Annotated in this window: 17 protein-coding genes; 9 read left to right on the top strand and 8 right to left on the bottom strand. The window is 72.9% G+C overall.

Translation table 11 applies throughout. From position 1 onward, the window contains the following. Positions 1-3: 3 nt before the first annotated feature. A complete protein-coding gene (locus ACT2CW_RS29255; protein ID WP_445518785.1) occupies positions 4-1251 on the top strand; it encodes a cytochrome P450 in 1248 nt (415 codons plus the stop codon). Here ACT2CW_RS29255 and ACT2CW_RS29250 read toward each other — a convergent pair. Next, positions 1248-1874, bottom strand: a complete 627-nt coding sequence (locus ACT2CW_RS29250) for an ATP-binding protein (RefSeq protein ID WP_311766632.1) — start codon at positions 1872-1874, stop codon at positions 1248-1250. The genes ACT2CW_RS29255 and ACT2CW_RS29250 overlap by 4 nt on opposite strands. A gap of 198 nt (positions 1875-2072) precedes the next feature. Here ACT2CW_RS29250 and ACT2CW_RS29245 point away from each other — a divergent pair, with 198 nt between their 5' ends. The 6 genes from ACT2CW_RS29245 to ACT2CW_RS29220 all read left to right on the top strand — a co-directional run bounded on the left by ACT2CW_RS29245 (position 2073) and on the right by ACT2CW_RS29220 (position 6684). Further along, positions 2073-2840 (top strand): IclR family transcriptional regulator, encoded by a 768-nt coding sequence (locus ACT2CW_RS29245; protein WP_445518784.1) that lies wholly within the window; start codon positions 2073-2075, stop codon positions 2838-2840. Between the two features lie 43 nt (positions 2841-2883). Beyond that, a complete protein-coding gene (gene glpK, locus ACT2CW_RS29240) occupies positions 2884-4389 on the top strand; it encodes a glycerol kinase GlpK (RefSeq protein WP_182472647.1) in 1506 nt (501 codons plus the stop codon). A gap of 160 nt (positions 4390-4549) precedes the next feature. Continuing rightward, positions 4550-4951, top strand: a complete 402-nt coding sequence (locus ACT2CW_RS29235) for an SseB family protein (protein WP_037964666.1) — start codon at positions 4550-4552, stop codon at positions 4949-4951. Positions 4952-5145: 194 nt separating this feature from the next. Beyond that, positions 5146-5982, top strand: a complete 837-nt coding sequence (locus ACT2CW_RS29230) for an undecaprenyl-diphosphate phosphatase (protein WP_445518783.1) — start codon at positions 5146-5148, stop codon at positions 5980-5982. 125 nt (positions 5983-6107) lie between these two features. Further along, positions 6108-6347 carry a hypothetical protein gene (locus ACT2CW_RS29225; RefSeq protein WP_445518782.1) on the top strand — a complete coding sequence of 80 codons (240 nt, stop codon included), beginning with the start codon at positions 6108-6110 and terminating at the stop codon, positions 6345-6347. Next, on the top strand, positions 6340-6684 hold the full coding sequence (locus ACT2CW_RS29220; protein ID WP_445518781.1) for a hypothetical protein: 345 nt from the start codon (positions 6340-6342) through the stop codon (positions 6682-6684). The genes ACT2CW_RS29225 and ACT2CW_RS29220 overlap by 8 nt, the downstream gene beginning before the upstream one ends. A gap of 557 nt (positions 6685-7241) precedes the next feature. Here ACT2CW_RS29220 and ACT2CW_RS29215 read toward each other — a convergent pair. After that, on the bottom strand, positions 7242-8114 hold the full coding sequence (locus ACT2CW_RS29215) for an oxidoreductase (RefSeq protein WP_445518780.1): 873 nt from the start codon (positions 8112-8114) through the stop codon (positions 7242-7244). Then, positions 8111-8986 carry a helix-turn-helix transcriptional regulator gene (locus tag ACT2CW_RS29210; protein WP_182472643.1) on the bottom strand — a complete coding sequence of 292 codons (876 nt, stop codon included), beginning with the start codon at positions 8984-8986 and terminating at the stop codon, positions 8111-8113. Before ACT2CW_RS29210 ends, ACT2CW_RS29215 begins: the two co-directional genes overlap by 4 nt. 86 nt (positions 8987-9072) lie before the next feature. On the opposite strand from ACT2CW_RS29210, the gene ACT2CW_RS29205 reads away from it, so the two are divergent. After that, entirely contained in the window at positions 9073-10275 is a 1203-nt protein-coding gene (locus ACT2CW_RS29205) for a cytochrome P450 (protein WP_445518779.1), read from the top strand. A gap of 49 nt (positions 10276-10324) precedes the next feature. Here the strand turns inward: ACT2CW_RS29205 and menC are convergent, their stop codons facing one another. Further along, positions 10325-11434, bottom strand: coding sequence for an o-succinylbenzoate synthase (gene menC / locus ACT2CW_RS29200; RefSeq protein WP_445518778.1), 1110 nt, complete (start codon positions 11432-11434; stop codon positions 10325-10327). After that, positions 11431-12294, bottom strand: a complete 864-nt coding sequence (locus ACT2CW_RS29195) for a chorismate synthase (RefSeq protein WP_445518777.1) — start codon at positions 12292-12294, stop codon at positions 11431-11433. The genes menC and ACT2CW_RS29195 overlap by 4 nt, the downstream gene beginning before the upstream one ends. 124 nt (positions 12295-12418) lie before the next feature. Between ACT2CW_RS29195 and ACT2CW_RS29190 the strand changes: the two genes are divergently transcribed. Further along, the gene (locus ACT2CW_RS29190; protein ID WP_445518776.1) at positions 12419-14080 is read left to right on the top strand and encodes a PucR family transcriptional regulator; all 1662 of its coding nucleotides are present in this window, start codon (positions 12419-12421) and stop codon (positions 14078-14080) included. A gap of 85 nt (positions 14081-14165) precedes the next feature. Here ACT2CW_RS29190 and dapE read toward each other — a convergent pair whose 3' ends face one another. The 3 genes from dapE to ACT2CW_RS29175 all read right to left on the bottom strand — a co-directional run bounded on the left by dapE (position 14166) and on the right by ACT2CW_RS29175 (position 18143). Further along, positions 14166-15224: a succinyl-diaminopimelate desuccinylase gene (gene dapE / locus ACT2CW_RS29185; RefSeq protein WP_445518775.1), complete on the bottom strand. Its 1059-nt coding sequence runs from the start codon at positions 15222-15224 to the stop codon at positions 14166-14168. Next, on the bottom strand, positions 15221-16687 hold the full coding sequence (locus ACT2CW_RS29180; protein WP_445518774.1) for an amino acid permease: 1467 nt from the start codon (positions 16685-16687) through the stop codon (positions 15221-15223). Before ACT2CW_RS29180 ends, dapE begins: the two co-directional genes overlap by 4 nt. Before the next feature lie 139 nt (positions 16688-16826). Further along, positions 16827-18143: an MFS transporter gene (locus tag ACT2CW_RS29175; protein ID WP_445518773.1), complete on the bottom strand. Its 1317-nt coding sequence runs from the start codon at positions 18141-18143 to the stop codon at positions 16827-16829. Positions 18144-18145: the final 2 nt, after the last annotated feature.

Genomic DNA, 18145 nt, shown 5'->3' with positions numbered 1-18145 from the left:
TCCGTGTCCGTCACATCTCGCGCGTCGGCTCCGGCGCCGCTGCCCAGAGATCGCGAATGCCCCTTCGATCCGCCCGGTGCCTACGCGGAGCTGCGGGAGGACGGCGGGGCCAGTCGGCTGGCCTTTCCGGACGGCAAGGTGGGCTGGCTGCTCACCCGGCACGAGGACGTGACGCGGCTGCTGGCGGACGACCGCTTCAGCTCGGACCGCCGCCGCACCTCCTCACCGGTGCACGCGTTCCCGGTCCGCCCGGACGACCGCCGGATGCTGGGCTCGTTCATCGGTATGGACCCGCCCGAGCACACCCGCTACCGGCGGCTGCTGAGCAAGTGGTTCACCGCCCGGGGGCTGCGGGGGCTGCGACCGCGGATCGAGGAGATCGTCGAGGACCACCTGGCCGCGATGGAGCGCGCCGGTCCCCCGGCCGACCTGGTGACCGCCTTCGCCCAGCCGATCCCGTCGCTGGTGATCTGCGAACTGCTGGGGGTGGAGTACGAGGACCGGGCCGACTTCCAGCGGTGGGCCACCGTTCTGCTCCGGCTCGCCCGGAGCGAGGAGGAGGTCTACGCGGCCCGGGACGCGCTGTGGGAGTACATGCGGGGGCTGATCGACGCCAAGCGGCGGCGGCCGGACGAGGCGCTGCTCTCGCGCCTCGTGGGCGGTGAGCACGGCGCGCCCGGCAGCGCCACGGCGGCCGGGCTGACCGACGAGGAGCTGACCGGTGTGGGGCTGCTGCTGCTCGTCGCGGGCCATGAGACGACGGCGAACATGCTGGCCCTGGGCACCTACGCGCTGCTGCGCCACCCCGAGCAGTCACGCGGGGTGCGCGAGCGGCCCGAGCTGATCGACCACGCGGTCGAGGAGCTGCTGCGGTATCTGACCATCGTCCAGTTCGGGATCGTACGGGTGGCCCGGGAGGACCTCGAGATCGCCGGGGCGCGGGTACGGGCCGGGGAGACCGTGGTCGGGGCGCTGGCCTCGGCCAACCGGGACGCCGCGCGCTTCGCCGCCCCGGACACCCTGGACATCGCCCGCGAGCCGGGCGATCAGCTCGCCTTCGGCCACGGCGTTCACCAGTGCCTGGGCCAGCATCTGGCGCGGATGGAGATGCGGACGGCCTACCCCGCACTGCTGCGGCGCTTCCCCACGCTCCGTCTGGCGGTGCCGCCCGACGAGGTGCCGCTCCGCCACGACATGCTGATCTACGGAGTCCACCGGCTCCCGGTCACCTGGGACCGGGCCGTCGGTTAGGCGGCCGGCAGGTCGGCCCACCAGGTGATGCCCTCATGGCAGGTGCGGCTGCCGTGGCGCGAGGACAGCGCGGTGACGATGCCGAGTCCGCGGCCGTGCTCATCGGGCTCGATGTCCTCGTCCGCCCGCTGATCGGCGGGGATCGGGCCCCCGTCGGTGACCTCGATGCGCAGACCGGCCCCGCCCTCGCACTCGGTCCAGCTCAGCCGCAGCACGGCCGGGGGCAGGGCGTGCAGGATCGCGTTGGTGACCAGCTCCGAGATCACCATGAGCGCCTCGTCGAGCCGGTCGGCGGGCAGCTCCCATTCGGACAGCAGCGCGTGCGCCCGCCGCCGTACGGTGGCGACGGCCTCGCAGATGTGCGGGACGGGCAGCACATGGTCGTCGGCCTCGTCCGCCGAGAGCCGGTCCTGTGCCTCATCGCGCGTCGCCGCGGGCGATCGGTCCGGGATGTCGCCGAGGGCGGCCCGCGACGCCAGCAGGGAGTCCGGGTCCGGCGCCTGGGAGCCGATGAGACGGACGTCGGTGAGATCGACGGTCCCCGCGGCCTGCCCGGTCACGCTGTGCCTGGTGATACCGGGCCCGGCGACGCCGGGCGTGGGCAGGCTCAGTTGTTCCGCCACGTCTCCTCCTCTCCAAGACGGGTTGTGTCTCTCTGCCGGGCACCCTTCGGGTCACCTTTCGGCATACTGGTCTTCTTGTCCCGATACGGACGCTATGGGTACCAACGGCCGGGGTCAACGAATACGGGTCGGCATTGCCGAACGTTTGGCGTCCTCGCCGACAGGCTGTGCCACTGGCCGAAGAGCTACGATCGCGACATGGCCGGCCCGGTGCAGTCCATCGAGCGTGCGGCGGCGATTCTGCGGCTGCTCGCCCAGGGGTCCGGTCGGCTCAGTCTGGGCGAGGTGGCGGCCTCGCTCGGCCTCGCGAAAGGCACCGCGCACGGCATCCTGCGCACCTTGCAGAGCGTCGACTTCGTCGAACAGGACAAGGCGACGGGGAAGTACCAGCTCGGCGCGGCGCTGCTGCACCTGGGGACCAGCTATCTCGACATCAACGAGCTGCGGTCCCGCTCCATCAACTGGACCGACGCCCTGGCCGCGCGCAGCGGTGAGGCGGTCCGCCTCGGAGTGCCCCTGGAGGGCAAGGTCCTCATCGTCCACCACGTCTTCCGGCCCGATGACACCTTCCAGACCCTGGACGTGGGCTCGCTGCTGCCCCTGCACGCCAGCGCGCTGGGCAAGATCCTGCTGGCGTACGGGGCGACTCCCCTGGAGCCGCTCATGGAAACCGAACTGGAGAGCTACACCCGGCACACGCTCGACTCCCGCCAGCAGCTGAGCCGGGCGCTGGCCGAGATCCGCGACACCGGGTGGGCGTTCGCGGCACAGGAAATGATGATGGGCGAGGCGGACATCGCGGCGCCGATCCGCGGACAGGGCGGCCTGGTGGTGGGCGCCGTCGGCGTCTCCGGCGCCGTGGACCGCCTCTGCGACAGCAAGGGACGGCCGCATGGCTCGCTGGTCGGGCTGACGCGCGACGCCGCCCGGGCGATCTCCCGCGATCTCGGCGCGACCCGCTGGTGATGCCCCATGCCCTGCTCCAACCCGCCCGAAGGCAGGCCAGGCCATGGTTGAACGCTATGTGATGTCCATCGACCAGGGCACCACGTCCACCCGGTGCATCCTCTTCGACCACCAGGGACGGCTGGTCTCGGTCGGCCAGCGAGAACATGAGCAGTACTTCGCCAGGCCCGGCTGGGCCGAGCACGACCCCACCGAGATCTGGTCCCATCTGCGCCGGGTCGTCGTCCCCCGGGCCCTGGAGGGCGCGGGGATCCGGCCCGAGCAGATCGCGGCGATCGGCATCGCCAATCAGCGCGAGACCACGGTGGTCTGGGACCGCCGCACCGGCGTTCCGGTGGGCCACGCCATCACCTGGCAGGACACCCGTACCAGCGGCTATGTCGAGGAGCTGCGGCGCACCACCGGTGACGACTTCTTCCTGGAACGCTGCGGTCTTTCGCCCACGACCTACTTCTCCGCGCCCCGGCTGCGCTGGCTGTTCGACCATGTCGACGGCTTGCACGAGCGCGCGGAGCGCGGCGAGGTGCTGTTCGGCACGATGGAGAGCTGGCTGATCTGGAACCTCACCGGAGGGCCCGACGGCGGACTGCACCTGACCGACGCCACCAACGCCAGCCGCACCATGCTGATGAACATCCGCGGCCTGGCCTGGGACGATGAACTGCTGGCCTATTTCGATGTGCCCCGGGCGATGCTGCCGGAGATCCGCTCCTCCGCCGAGTGCTACGGCATGGCCCGCGCCCTGCTGCCGGACGTCCCGATCTGCGCGGCCCTCGGCGATCAGCAGGCGGCGCTGTTCGGGCAGACCTGCTTCGCCCCCGGCGAGGCGAAGTGCACCTACGGCACCGGCAGCTTCCTCCTGGTCAACACCGGCACCGAGCTCGTACGGTCCCGGCACGGACTGCTGACCACGGTGGGCTACAAGGTCGGCGGTGAGCCGCCGGTCTACGCCCTGGAGGGCCCGATCGCCGTCACCGGCTCGCTGGTGCAGTGGTTCCGCGACCGTCTGGGGCTGATCCACAGCGCACCGGAGATCGAGACCCTCGCCCGCGGCGTCGAGGACAACGGCGGCTGCTACATCGTCCCCGCCTTCTCCGGTCTCTTCGCCCCGCACTGGCGCAGCGACGCGCGCGGGGTGATCGTCGGGCTCACCTCGTACATCACCAAGGGACATCTGGCCCGGGCCGTCCTGGAGGCCACCGGATGGCAGACCCGGGAGGTGGTCGACGCCGTCAACGCCGACTCGCCCCGGCCGCTGCGCCAGCTGAAGGTGGACGGCGGGATGACCTCGAACAATCTGCTGATGCAGTTCCTGGCCGATGTCCTGGACATGCCCGTGGTGCGCCCCATGGTCTCCGAGACCGTCTCCCTCGGCGCCGCCTACGCCGCCGGGCTCGCCTCCGGCTACTGGCCGGATCTGGAGGGGCTGCGCCGCAACTGGCACCGCGCGGCCCAGTGGATGCCCACGATGGACCCGGCGCGGCGGGATGCGGAGTACGAGAGCTGGCGGCGGGCGGTCGAGAGGTCGCTGGGCTGGGCCAGGTCATAGCCCGGGGCATATTCCTCCACGGTCTGCGCGGGAATCGAGGCGGAACGGGACGTGTGAGTTCCCTGAGGCGGGGTATTCGAGCCAGCCGCGGCTGTTCACTCGAGCCGCTCTGGGACCCAGAAACCCATGAAGACCCAAAACCCGATCCATGGACGGAATCATGACCAGCCCTTCCGATGAAAACGTCTCCGCCACCCAGCAGGCCCTAGGCGAACTGGCGGCCGACCGGGCGGACGAGTCGGCGCTGAACACCCTTGCCAACAGTGAGGTCCTCCTCCCCTCCGCCGAGACCGGAGAGGAGACGGACCCGCAGGCCGTGACCCTGCCCGTGTTCCAGCAGGAGGACGGCGCGCAGCTGGTACCGGTCTTCACCACTCCGGCCCGGATGCACCAGGCCCTGCCCCAGATCGAGCGGTACCACCTGGTGCCGCTGGGCGCGCTGGCCCAGGGATGGCCCTCCGAGGAGCTCTCGCTGACCATCGACGCGGGCGCCCCGGAGGCGGTCACCCTCTCGGCCACCGGCGTGCGGAGCCTGCTCAGCGGCTCCGGCCCGGCCGCCTGACCCTCCCGCGGCGGCCCGTGTCCCCGCTTCGTACGGGCACGGGCCGCGGCGATGCCCGATCTCGGCGGGCCGTTCGCTGATTGGCCACGTAATCGGCCACCGTGATTGGCCACCGCAATTGGCCACCGTCCCCGCTCATCGTCTACCGTCCCGTGGACAACTGATCACGGAACGAGACCGGCGGGACGGACCACGTGAGCGCGATCAACATCGGACAGGCCGTCGTTCTCGGCGTCGTGGAGGGGGTCACGGAATTCCTCCCGGTCTCGTCCACCGGCCATCTCAAGATCACTGAGGGGCTGATGGACATCCCGGTGGACGACAAGTCCGTCGTGGCCTTCACCGCGGTGATCCAGGTCGGCGCCATCGCCGCCGTGCTGCTGTACTTCTTCAGCGACATCCGCCGGTTCGCCACCGCGTGGGCGCGGGGGCTGGTCAACCGCGAGGAGCGGTATCACCACGACTACAAGTTCGCCTGGTGGGTCATCTACGCCACGATCCCCATCGTGGTCGTGGGCCTGGCGGCCAAACCGCTGATCGAGGGCCCGCTCGCCTCCCTGTGGGTGGTGGCCGCCTCGCTGATCGTGGGCAGCGGGCTGATGTGGCTGGCCGACCGGATGGGCCGCCACAAGCGCGGGGAGGACGACACCAGCTTCAAGGACGCGATGCTGGTCGGCTCCTCGCAGATCCTCGCGCTGCTCTTCCCCGGCTTCTCCCGCGCGGGCGCCACGATGGCCACCGGCCTCATGCTCGACCTGGACCGGGTGGCCGCCACCCGGCTCTCGTTCTTCCTGGGCATTCCGTCGCTGACCGGCGCGGGGCTCTACGAGCTCAAGGACGCCATGGGCGGTGGCGTGGGCACGATGCCGCTCGCGGTGGGCACGGTGGTGTCCTTCGCGGTGGCCTACGCCTCCATCGCCTGGTTGCTGAAGTTCGTCGCCAAGCATTCGTTCAACGCCTTCGTGATCTACCGGATCGTGATCGGCGTGGCGCTGTTCGGGCTGCTCGGCGCGGGTGCCCTCAACGCCTGACGCCGTCGCCCCAGCGGCTCGCCGGATAGTCGACATAGCCGCCCGCCCCGCCGGTGTAGTACGTGCCCGGGTCGCCCGCCGCCAGCTCGCGGTCCAGCGCGAACCGGGCCCGCGGTGCGCGGGCGGTGGCGGAGGAGACCGCCGGGTTCGCGCCGAGGGCGCGGTTCGCGGAGCCCGCGCTGGTGAACGGGTCCGTGGGGGTCGTCGTGGCCCCGCGCGGCCGGCTGCTCCTCGCCCTGACCGTCACCGTCGAGGACGGGAGGATCGCCGCGTACGAGGTGATCGCCGACCCGGCGCGGCTGAGCCGTCTGGAACTGGGCCTCCTCGACGACGTACGGCCGCACGTAGCCTCGGCCCATGGGTGATTCACTGCCGTATCTGATCGTCGCCGGTGTGCTCGCCGCGCTCATGGGCTTCGTCGGCTGGGTGGCGTCCCTCGCCCGGCGCCGTGGCGCCACCGGGGCGGCCCTGCGGGCGGCTCTGGCCTCCCACGACGAGGCGTTCCGGGTGACCGCGTACGACTCCCACCACGAGATCGTGGCGCAGGCGGAGCGCAAGGCGCCAATCCTGTCCCCCGACGGCCAGTGGACGCCGAGCCACACTTTGGCGGGCGCGGCGGGCCACCGGTCCTCCGGGTCGCGAGCGCCCCGGCCCCGGCGGGGTCTGCTGCGCCGGTGGAGCCGCCGGGCGCGAAGGCACTGAGGGCCCGGTGGGGCGGCGGGGCGTCCGGCGGGGCCGCATAGCGAGGCTTTCCCCTCCCCGCCCCTGCCACGCAGCGGAGCCGCATACCGATGCCACGGGAAGGGGCGGAGCCCCGGTTTCGGGGCCTGAAGCAGAGCCCCGGTCCGGAGCCTGACGCGAAGGCCCGGTCCGGAGCCTGGGGCAAAGCCCCGGTCCAGGGCCTGAGGCCGAGCCCCCGTCCGGGGCCTGAGGCCTAAGCGCTCCGCGGGAAGTGCCCTGACCTGTCGTCGATCGTCCGCGGCGCCGTCGTGGCTGGTCGCGCAGTTCCCCGCGCCCCTTCGGGGCGCACCCGAACCGCACCGGACTTCAATGAGGCGGCTTAGCCCCGAGTCCGGGCCTGGGGCAGAGCCCCGACTCCCGAGCCTGGGGCGGAGCCCGGAGTCCGGAGCCTGGGGCGGAGCCCCGAGTTCGGGGGCTGGGGCAGATCCCCAGTGCGGGGGCTGGGGCGGAGCCCCAGTTTCGGGAAGGGGCGGGGAGGGGAACAGCCCGCCGCAGGCGTCACCGGCCGATGGGCGCCCCTACGACGTCGCAGTCGTGGGGTAGTCGGCGCCGAGGGTCACCTCGCGCCAGGTGTCGAAGGTGGCCCTCAGGGAGTCCAGCCGTGCCTGGGCGATGTCGTACGCGGCCTTGCCGAGCAGCAGCCGCAACGGGGGTTCCGCCGCCTGCACCGCGCCGATGATGGCCTCGCTCGCGCGGACCGGGTCGCCGGGCTGGTGGCCGTACGTGGCGAGGGTGCCGGCGCGCCGTGCGCCGGCGGTCCCGGCGTAGTCGTCGATGGTGATGGCGGACTGGCGCATGGAGGGGCCGGACCAGTTGGTGCGGAAGGCGGCGGGCTCGACGATCGTCACCTTGATGCCCAGCGGGGCCACCTCGGCGGCGAGCGACTCGGACAGGCCCTCCACGGCGAACTTGGTGGCGTGGTAGTAGCCGGTGGCGCCGAAGGCGGCCAGGCCGCCGAGGGAGGAGATGTTCACGATGTGGCCGGCCCGGCGGGCGCGCATGCCCGGCAGCACCGCCCGGGTGACATCCACCAGGCCGAAGACATTGGTGTCGAACAGGGCCCTGACCTCCTCGTCCTCGCCCTCCTCGAGCGCGGCGAGATAGCCGTAACCGGCGTTGTTGACGAGTACGTCGATACGGCCGAAGGCGGTTTCCGCCTCCTTCACCACCTCCGCCACCCGGTCCTTGTCGGTGACGTCGAGCGCCAGGGCCAGCGCGCGGTCCCCGTGCCCGGCCACGACGTCGGCCACCTGCCGGGGGTCGCGGGCGGTGACCACCGCGCGGTGGCCCTGGCCGAGGACGGCGGTGGCCAGTGCCCGGCCCAGACCGGTGGAACAGCCGGTGATGAACCAGACGGGCGACTCATTGGCGGTCATGTCATTGACGGTCATGCGGAAGAGTCCTTCTTCGTGGTGCTCATGGGGTCGTGGGGCGCCTCCACCACATCGGCGGTGAGGCTGCCCAGCAGGGCCAGCGCCTGCTCGGACGGGCTGCCCGGCTCGGCCTGGTAGACGATGAGCTGCTGACCGGGGGCGCCGTTCACGGTCAGCGCCTCGTACTCCAGCGTCAGCTCACCGACCAGCCGGTGCCGGAAGCGCTTGGTCTCATGGGTCTTCTGGCGGATGTCATGGCGGGCCCACAGCCGCCGGAACGTCTCGCTCTTCAGCGACAACTCACCGACGACGGCGATCAGTTCGGGGTCCTCGGCGTCGATTCCGGCCGCCGCGCGGAGCCCGGCGACGGTGTTGACCGCCACCCGGTCCCAGTCCGGGTAGAACTCCCGCGCGTCCGGGTCGAGGAAGACCAGCCGCATCAGATCCCGGCTGTGGGTGTGCCCGTCGAACAGGGCCCCGCCCAGGGTGTTGTGGGCCAGTACGGTCAGACAGCGGCCCAGGACCACGGCCGGGGTCCGCGGCCAGCCCTCCATCATCCGCAGCAGGGTCGGGCTCACCCGCTCCCGCCGTGCGGCCGGGCGGCGCCGGCGGGGGGCCGGGCGGGCCAGCCGGTGCAGATGGCCGACCGCGTCCTCCTCCAGCACCAGCGCCCGGGCCAGCGCCTCGACCACCTGCGCCGAGGGATGCCGCTCCCGGCCCTGCTCCAGCCGTATGTAGTAGTCGGTGCTGACCCCGGCCAGCAGGGCGACCTCCTCCCGGCGCAGCCCCGCCACCCGGCGCCGGCCGGCGGGCGGGATGTCCACGTCCTCGGGCCGCACCCGTTCACGGCGGGCGCGCAGAAAGCGCCCCAGGGGGTTCTCGCTGTCCATGAAAGCGAGCGTAGACGGGGGAAAGCGCGGTCAGGGCCTCGTAAGGTGGCCGCACTACTCCTACCCTGGGCCGGGAGGTGCCGCCCATGGACCACTACGGGGAGCGCAGGGTCGACCGGGGGCCGGACGGAGGCGGCTGCCCGGTGCGGCGGGGGCCCGACGGGATCTGGCGGGTGTCCGGCTACGAGGAGGCCCGCGCCGTACTGCGCGCCACCGCCACCGTGCAGGCTGGACTCGGCGTCGAGACGGTGGAGAAGCTGCCGTCCCGGTTCCGGCGGCCGGTGCTCTACCGGGACGGTCCGGAGCACCGCGAGGACCGCCGGCAGACCGCCCGGTTCTTCACCCCGCGCCGGGTCGACGAGCACTACCGCGAGGTCATGGTCAGGGTGGCGGAGGCACAGCTCGACACCGTCCGGGAGACCGGCCGCGGCCACCTCGCCGACTTGAGCTTCCATCTGGCCATCGAGGTGGCCGGTGCCGTGATCGGCCTGACGGAGAGCCGGCCCGGGATCCAGGGGCGGCTGGAGCGCTTCTTCCCGGAGAAGTTCGGCACGCCCGGGCTGACCAGCCTCCACGGGATCCGCTGGCTGGTGCGGCAGAACTCCAACTGGCTGCGGGTCTACTGGGGCGATGTCCGCCCTGCCGTACGGGCCCGGCGGCGACGGCGGCGCGACGACCTGATCTCCCATCTGCTGGACGAGGGGTGTTCGTCCGGCGAGATCCTGGGGGAATGCCTCACCTTCGCCGCCGCGGGCATGGTCACCACCCGGGAGTTCGTCAACATGGCCGCGTGGCATCTGTTCGGCGACGCCGCCCTGCTGGCGCGGTACCGGGCCGCCGACGAGCCCGGCCGGATCGCGATCCTCCAGGAGATCCTCCGGCTCGAACCGGTCATCGGCCGGCTCCGCCGCCGTACCACCGCACCGCTCCGGCTGCCCGGCGGCGGCCAGGACCCGGGCGCCGAGGTGACGGTCCCGGCCGGGGAGCTGGTCGACATCCTGTTGCACCGCGCCAATCTCGACGCCCGTACGGTGGGCGAGGGGCCGGAGCGGCTGTGTCCGGGCCGCCCGATGGCCGCGGGCGCGGGGGCGCCGGGGCTGTCCTTCGGGGACGGTGCGCACAAATGCCCCGGGGCCACCATCGCGCTCCTGGAGACGGATGTCTTCCTCAGCCGGCTGTTCGCCCTGCCCGGCATCCGTATGGCCGCCCCGCCCAGGGTCGGCTTCAAGGACGGGATCGACAGCTACGAGCTGCGCGGCTGCACGGTGGTGCTGACCGGCCGGACCTGACGAGGGACCTGACCGGCCGGACCTGACCGGTCGGTGGCGGGCGTGGGGTTCAGCGCGGGTACAGCTGCCGCCGTGCCGTGGTGAAGCGGGCGAGGGCGTCCGGGAGCGGGTCGATGCCGATACCGGGCGCGGTGGGCACCGGGAGGTGGCCGTCCCGGAGGACGAACGGCTCGGTGATGTCCTCGGCGAAGTACCGGCCGGAGGCCGAGGTGTCACCGGGCAGGGTGCAGCCGGGCAGGGCGGCGAGGGCCAGGTTGGGGGCGCGGCCGATACCGGTCTCCAGCATGCCCCCGCACCACACCGGGACGCCGTGGGCGGCGGCGAGGTCGTGGATGCGGCGGGCCTCCGGATAGCCGCCGACCCGGGCCGGTTTGATGTTGATGACCCGGCAGGCGTCCAGGGCGATCGCGGACGCGGCGTCGCGCGCGTTGTGGATGGACTCGTCCAGACAGACCGGGGTGGTCAGCCGCCGCTGGAGCCGGGCGTGGGCGTGGAGGTTGTTCTCCTCCAGTGGCTCCTCGATGAGCAGCAGCCCGAACTCGTCGAGTTTCCTGAGGTGTTCGGCGTCGGCGAGGGTGTACGCGGTGTTGGCGTCGACCTGAAGCGGCAGCGCCTCGCCGAACCGTTCCCGTACGGCGCGCACCGGCGCCACGTCCCAGCCCGGCTCGATCTTCAGCTTGATGCGCACATAGCCCTCGGCGAGATAGCGCTCGACGTCGTCGATCAGCTCGGGGAGGGAGTCCTTGATGCCGACGGACACCCCGGCGGGCACCCGCTCGTGGACCGAGCCGAGGAAGGTGGCGAGCGGCATGCCGTGGGCGCGGAGTTCGGCGTCGAGCAGCGCGGTCTCCAGGGCCGCCTTGGCCAGCTCATGGCCCTTGACGGCGGCCATGGCGGGGGCGAGGGCCGCGGTCGTGGGCGTGGGGAGTGCGGCCACCCTCGGCAGCAGGAAGTCGCGGATCACGATCTCGGCACCGGCGATGAACTCCGCGCAGTACAGCGGCTCCGGGTCGGCGGCGAACTCCGACCAGCCCTCGGCCCGGTCGGTGACGATATGCAGCAGAAAGGTGTCCTTGCTGGTCATCGTCCCGAAGGAGGTGCGGAAGGGGGTGATCAGCGGAAGGGCGACATGGAGCAGTTCGGCGCGTTCGAGCCTCATGGCCGCGGGTCCTCTCCTGGGGTGGTCGGGGCGGGGTTCCGGGTGAGCCGGTACCAGCCGTCGCGGGACATCGCGGTGGCCCGGAAGCCCTCGGCGTACGCCTCGGTGAAGACCTCGCGCACGGCGTGCCGCCAGCGCAGCGCCAGCGCCGGGTCGGCGGTGCGCAGCGCGACGACGTCCCCGGGCACCCTGCACCACAGCCGGTCCCCGTCGCGGGCGGCGAGCGGGCCGCCGTCCGGGGCGAGTCGGAGGACCGGGGCGGCCGCCCGGTCGCCGGTGTCATCGGCGGGGGCGGGGGCGGGCCCCGCGAGGAGGTCCCAGCGGGCGGTGAGCCGGTCGCTCTCGTCGCCGTCGTTCACCCCGTCGTTCATGGGCCCGTAGAGGTCGACCAGGTACTCGGCGCCGACGGCACCCAGTTTGACCAGGTTGAAGCGGGCGTTACGGGCGACCAGCGGATCGAAGGTCCAGCGCATGGTGTGGGCCCCGCGCTCCAGCGCCCAGCCGCGCTGGGCCTGTTTGACGGCGTGGCCGACGCCCCGGTCGGAGGCGGTGGCGGCGGCCACGAGCGAGTACACCTCCCGGTCGGCCGGCGGGCCGAAGACCGCGACCGCGGCGCCGGAGAGCCGCTCGCTGCCAGGCACAGTGGTGTACGCCGCGTGTACCGCGCCGCCCGCGTGGACGATGCTGTGCAGCACCTCGGCCGGATAGGGCGGGTTGCTGCGCGGCAGCCGCCACACGTCGGCGAAGAAGTCGGCCACCGCCTGGACACCGGCCACGTCGTGGACGGTGCGGACGGCGACCCCGGCGGCGCGGGCGGCGGCGGTGGCCAGCGCCTCGGCGTCCATCGTCACTGATGTCATGGGCCCGAGTCTCGCGGGGCGCGCACGCGCTCGGCTTGTCCGGACGGACAAGCGCGGCCTAGGGTCCTGTTGCGATCAGCCAATCGCCTCGCGTGTCAGCCCCCTGGAAGGCCCGGTACCGCTCATGGACACCCGCACCCTCGGGGAGCTTCTGGACACCCTGGGCGAGCCCGCGCTGCGGCTGCTCACCGCACCCTCCGGGCTCACCGCGCCCGTCACCGAGGTGCTGCTGTACGACGCCCACGCCCCGTTCCCGGACCGGGCGCCCGGCGCCCTGCTGCTGGCGGTCGGGGTGCGGGCGGACGCGACCGGGGCTCTGGTGGACGAGGCGGCGGCCGCGCGGATGGCGGGTCTCGTCGTACGCGGCGAGGAGGGGGCGTCACCCGGGCAGGGATCCTCATCCGGGCCGGGGCTCGCGTCCGGGCGGGGACCCTCGTCGGGGCAGGGGCCCGGGCCGGGGCTCGCGGACGCCGTCGCCCGGGCGCGGGAGCGCGGGCTGGCCCTGCTCACCGTGGACGAGGACGCCGCCTGGCACCATGTCCATCTGCTGCTGGCCGGTGCGGTCGGGGCCCGGCCCTCCCCCGCGGGCGGCGCCGCGCTCGGCGATCTGTTCTCGCTCGCGGGCGCCGTGGCCACGGCGGTGGGCGGCGCCACCGTGATCGAGGATCCGCGCCAGCGCATCCTCGCCCACTCCACCATCCCCGGGCAGCCCGTGGACGAGCCCCGGCGCCAGGGCATCCTGGGCCGTCAGGTGCCGGGCAGCCCGGAGAACACCGAGCAGTACCGGGTGCTGTTCGCCTCCCAGGGGCCGGTGCGCCTGCCCGCCCTCAGCGCCGAGGAACTGCCGCGGCTGGCCGTCGCCGTACGGGCGGGCGGTGAGACCCTCGGCTCGCTGTGGGTCGTCGACGACGGGACCCTCGCACCGGACGCCGAGGAGGCGCTGGCCCAGGGCGCCTCCACGGCCGCGCTGCTCCTGCTGCGGGCGCGGGCGGCACAGGAGCTGTCCCGCCATATGACCGGCGATCTGCTGCGCCACCTCCTGGACGGCACCGCCGAGCCCGCCACCGCCGCCGAGCGCCTGGGGCTCGCCCCCGGCACCCCGGTGCGGGTGGCCGCCTTCGCGCTGGAGGGCGCGGCGGGCGCGCCGGACGGGGAGCAGGCCGCGCTGCGGCTGCTGGACCTCGTACGGCTACAGTGCGAGGCCCGGTACGGGCGGCACGCCTGTGTGCTGGTCGACGGGGTGGTGTACGCGCTGCTGCCGGTCGCCGACGGGCGGGCCGGGGAGCGGCAGCGGCGGCTGGCCGAGGACATCGTGCGCCGCGCGGGGCAGGCGCTGAGGGTGCCGGTGCGGGCTGGTCTCGGCGATGTGGTGCCGGAGGTGGCGGAGGTCCGCGGCTCGCGGGAGGACGCCGATCTGGTGCTGCGGGTGCTCGGGCCGGACGAGACGGTGGCCGCCATGGCGGAGGTCCGGGCCCGCGCCGTACTGCTCCGGCTCTCCGAACTCCTCGGTGAGCGGCGGGAGTTGGCGGCCGGAGCCTGGCGGGACATCGTGGCGCACGACGCCGGGCACGGCACGGACTACGCCCGGACGCTGGTGTGCTGGCTGGACGCCGGATGCGATATGGCGCGGGCGGCGCGGCTGCTGGCCGTCCACCCCAACACCTGCCGCTACCGGCTGCGGCAGGCGCGGACGCAGCTGGACATCGACCTGGACGATCCGGACGAGCGGCTGGTGCTGTGGCTCCAGCTGCGCACGCTCGCGGGGCTGCGGGGCGCGGGCGCCTAGGGGGTTGTCCGGTAGTACGCGTACGCCTGCGGCGGGCCACGCGGCGGAGCCGCATGTCGATGCTGCGCCTGCGTACGAGGACGGCTCAGCCGAGCCAGCCCATGAGCCGTGCCTCGCACTGCCGCAGCTGCTCCACCGGCACGTACTCGCCCGCCGTATGGGCCAGGGACGGGTCGCCGGGGCCGTAGTTGAGCGCCGGTGTGCCGAGTGCGGCGAAGCGGGCGACATCGGTCCAGCCCAGTTTGGGGCGGGGCGCCACGCCGAGGTACGCCACGAGCGAGGCGGCCGCTTCCTGGTCCAGGCCGGGCAGGGCACCCGGGGTGTTCTCGGTGATCTCGACCTCGTACTCGGGGAAGAGGTCGCGCACGTACGCCTCGGCCTCCCGCGGTGAACGGCTGGGCGCAAACCGCAGGTTGACCGTGATGACGCACAGGTCGGGCACCACATTGCCGGCCACGCCCGCGCGCACCGCCACGGCGCTCAGCCCCTCGCGGTACTCCAGCCCGTCGATGGTGATCCGCCCGGCGGTGTGCTCGTCCAGGCGCCGGAGCACGGCCGCGGCGCGGTGGGCGGCGTTGACCCCCTTCCAGGCGCGGGCGGTGTGCGCCCGCTCGCCGCGTACGGCGATGTCCGCCATCAGCACACCCTGGCAGCCCGCCTCGACACCGGCGTCCGAGGGTTCCATGAGGATCGCCAGATCGGCCCGGACCAGCTCGGGGCGTTCCGCGGCGATCCTGGCCAGGCCATTGCGGTCGCCGGCCACTTCCTCGCATTCGTAGAACACATAGGTGATGTCGTGCGCGGGCGCGGGGAGTGTCGCCGCGAGCCGGAGGGCGACCGCGACACCGCCCTTCATGTCGCAGGCCCCGAGGCCGTAGAGCAGTCCCCCGTCCAGCCGGGAGGGGAGGTTGCCCGCGCCCGGGACGGTGTCCAGGTGCCCGGCGATGACCACCCTCCGGTCGCGGCCCAGCTGGGTGCGGGCCACGACGGAGTGGCCGATCCGCTCGACGGTCAGCCACGGCAGGGCGCGCAGCGCGCTCTCGACGGCGTCGGCGAGCGGGGCCTCATGGCCGCTTTCCGAGGGGGTGTCGACCAGGGCGCGGGTGAGCGCGAGCACATCGGCGGTGGGATCGAGCGGGGTCATGGGGTGGTCTCCGGTTCGGGGGCGAGGCGGTTGAGGGTGGAGTGCCGGATGCCGTAGAGCCCGTAGACCGCGAGTCCGACCGCCATCCAGGCGCCGAAGGCGATCCAGGTGTCGGCCCCCAGCCCGTACATCACATACCCGCAGCAGGCCACGCCCAGCAGGGGTGTCACGGGTGCGAGCGGCACCCGGAAGCTGCGTGGCGCGTCCGGCGTGCGCCGGCGCAGGATCAGCACGGCCAGGTTGACCAGGGCGAAGGCGAAGAGGGTGCCGATGCTGGTGGCGTCGGCGAGGTCGCCGAGCGGGATGAGCGCGGCGAGGAGGGCGACGAAGGCGGAGACGATGACGGTGCCCGCGCGCGGCACCCCGGTGCGCCGGTGGACCCGGGAGAACAGCCCCGGGACCAGCCCGTCGCGGGACATCGAGAACAGGATGCGGATCTGCCCGTACTGCACGGTGAGGACCACGCTGGTGGTGGCGACGACCGCGCCGATGGACAGCAGGACCGGCCATAGCTCGCCACCGCCGACGGAGCGCACGAGAACCTGGCTCAGCGTGGCCTCGGTGCCCTCGAACCGCCGCCAGGGCATCGCGCCGACCGCCGCCAGCGCCACCGCGCAGTACAGGGCGGTGACCAGGCCGAGCGAGAGGACGATGGCGCGCGGCAGATCGCGCTGCGGGTGCTTGGCCTCCTCCCCCGCCGTGGAGGCGGCGTCGAAGCCGATGTAGGAGAAGAAGAGCGAGGAGGCGCCCGCGGTCATCCCGGCCGTGCCGAGGGGGAAGAGCGGCCGGAAGTTCCCGGCGTGGAAGGCGGTGAAGGCCACCGCGCAGAAGATGACGAGCGCGGCCAGCTTCACCGCCACCATCACGGTGTTGACCACGGCGCTCTCCCGGGCGCCGCGCAGCAGTACCACCATGGCGAGGACGACGATGGCGGCGGCGGGTACGTTCAGCACCCCGCCGTCGCCGGGTGGGGCGGCGAGCGCGTCGGGCAGGGCCCACCCGATGGTCAACTGGAGCAGTTCGTTGACGTACTGACCCCAGCCGACCGCGACCGCCGCCACGGAGACCCCGTACTCGAGGATCAGACACCAGCCGCACACCCAGGCCACCAGCTCGCCCAAGGTGGCGTAGGTGTAGCTGTACGAGGACCCGGCGCCCGGGATCATGCCCGCGAGCTCGGCGTAGGACAGGGCGGAGAACAGCGCGGTGACCCCGGCGAGGACGAAGGAGAGCACCACCGCCGGGCCCGCCTGGGGCACCGCCTCGCCGAGCACCACGAAGATCCCGGTGCCGAGCGTGGCGCCGACGCTGAGCAGGGTGAGCTGGGTCAGCCCCAGGGTGCGGCGGAGCGGTCCGCCACCGGCCTCGGCGACCAGCTCCGCCACCTCCCGGCGGCGGGTCAGTCTGCCGACCGGGCCGGTGGCCCGGCCCGGGGCCCGCCGGCCGTGCGGTTGTGTTCGCACACCGTTCACATTGCCTCCCTTGTCCGCGCCGCCGCGCTGTACGGCCCCTGATGATGCGGAAGGGAGCGGACGGGGAGGTGCACGCATCGGCCAAAGACCCGCCCGCGGCTTTGACCATTCGGCCAACGCCCGGCCGCGGCTACACCGTCCGCGAGCGGCCCAGCAGCGCCAGGGAGCAGACCAGGGATACGGCCACCAGCACCATCTGGTAGATCACGACCGGCACGATCGATCCACCGGTCGAGTGCAGCAGCCACTCGCCGACCAGAGGTGCCGTACCGCCGATGAGCGCCGAGCACAGCTGGTAGGAGAGGGAGATACCGGTGTAGCGCACGGAGATCGGGAAGGCGGCGGCGAGCAGTCCGGCCAGGATCGCGTAGTTCATCGCGCCGGTGATGCCCAGCAGCGAGATGCCGAGCCCCACGACGACCGGCTGGGTCGTCGAGACACAGGCGTACATCACCGGCACCAGCAGGAAGTTGAGGCCCAGCAGGGCCGCCACGGTGCGGCGCGGGCCGAAGCGGGCGGCCAGCACCACCCCGAAGGGCTGGGTGATGAACTGAAGGACGCTGTAGACGAGCAGCACGTTCAGCATGGTGGAGCGCTCCATGCCGAGGCTGTCGGTGGACCAGGACAGGACGAAGGTGGTGATGAAGTAGGTGGCGGCGATGCCGATGGAGCTGGCGAGCACACCGAGCGCGAGGGATCCGGGGTGACCGGTGATCAGCTCCCGCAGGGGCACCTTCGCCACCCGCTTCTCGTCGCGCAGCCGGGCGAACTCCGGGGACTCCTCGACCTTGAGGCGCACCACCAGCCCGATGACCACCATCACGGCGGAGAAGAGGAACGGCACACGCCAGCCCCAGGCGTCGAAGTCGTCGTCCGGCAGCTGGGTGAGCAGCGCGAACATCCCGGTGGCCAGGATCGACCCGGCCGGGGACCCCTGCTGGGCGAAGGCGCCGAAGGACAGCGCCTTCTCCTTGGGCGCGTGTTCGCTGGCGATGAGGACGGCGCCACCCCATTCGCCGCCCACCGCGATGCCCTGCACCATGCGCAGCAGCACCAGCGCGATGGGCGCGGCGACGCCGACCTCGTCGTAGCCGGGGAGCAGCCCGATCAGGGTGGTGGCGATGCCCATCATCAGCAACGTGGTGACCAGGGTCTTCTTCCGGCCGATCCGGTCGCCGAGGTGGCCGAAGACGATGCCGCCGATCGGCCGGGCGAGGAAGCCGAGCCACAGGCTGCCGAACGCCTCCAGCGCGCCGGTGGTGTCACCGCCGCCGCCGAAGAAGATCTTGCCGAGGACGAGCGCGGAGGCGGTGGAGTAGATGTAGAAGTCGTACCACTCGACGGTGGTGCCGATGAACGAGGCGAGACCGGCCTTGCGGGCGGTCCGCTCGCGGTCGGTGGCCGGGGCTCGGTCCGTGGCCGCGGCGGTGGCGGTGGGCTTGCTCATGG

Source organism: Streptomyces sp. NEAU-174 (assembly GCF_052665095.1).
Note: the sequence above shows the minus strand (reverse complement) of the source record. Positions and strands in the feature narration are given on the sequence as shown.

What these genes read in the sequence shown, in the direction of transcription:
- ACT2CW_RS29245 (WP_445518784.1), top strand. Translation starts at nt 2,073, where the DNA reads ATGGCCGGCCCGGTGCAGTCCATCGAGCGTGCGGCGGCGATTCTGCGG.
- glpK (WP_182472647.1), top strand. Translation starts at nt 2,884, where the DNA reads ATGGTTGAACGCTATGTGATGTCCATCGACCAGGGCACCACGTCCACC.
- ACT2CW_RS29235 (WP_037964666.1), top strand. Translation starts at nt 4,550, where the DNA reads ATGACCAGCCCTTCCGATGAAAACGTCTCCGCCACCCAGCAGGCCCTA.
- ACT2CW_RS29220 (WP_445518781.1), top strand. Translation starts at nt 6,340, where the DNA reads ATGGGTGATTCACTGCCGTATCTGATCGTCGCCGGTGTGCTCGCCGCG.
- ACT2CW_RS29215 (WP_445518780.1), bottom strand. Translation starts at nt 8,114, where the DNA reads ATGACCGTCAATGACATGACCGCCAATGAGTCGCCCGTCTGGTTCATC.
- ACT2CW_RS29210 (WP_182472643.1), bottom strand. Translation starts at nt 8,986, where the DNA reads ATGGACAGCGAGAACCCCCTGGGGCGCTTTCTGCGCGCCCGCCGTGAA.
- ACT2CW_RS29205 (WP_445518779.1), top strand. Translation starts at nt 9,073, where the DNA reads ATGGACCACTACGGGGAGCGCAGGGTCGACCGGGGGCCGGACGGAGGC.
- menC (WP_445518778.1), bottom strand. Translation starts at nt 11,434, where the DNA reads ATGAGGCTCGAACGCGCCGAACTGCTCCATGTCGCCCTTCCGCTGATC.
- ACT2CW_RS29195 (WP_445518777.1), bottom strand. Translation starts at nt 12,294, where the DNA reads ATGACATCAGTGACGATGGACGCCGAGGCGCTGGCCACCGCCGCCGCC.
- ACT2CW_RS29190 (WP_445518776.1), top strand. Translation starts at nt 12,419, where the DNA reads ATGGACACCCGCACCCTCGGGGAGCTTCTGGACACCCTGGGCGAGCCC.
- dapE (WP_445518775.1), bottom strand. Translation starts at nt 15,224, where the DNA reads ATGACCCCGCTCGATCCCACCGCCGATGTGCTCGCGCTCACCCGCGCC.
- ACT2CW_RS29175 (WP_445518773.1), bottom strand. Translation starts at nt 18,143, where the DNA reads ATGAGCAAGCCCACCGCCACCGCCGCGGCCACGGACCGAGCCCCGGCC.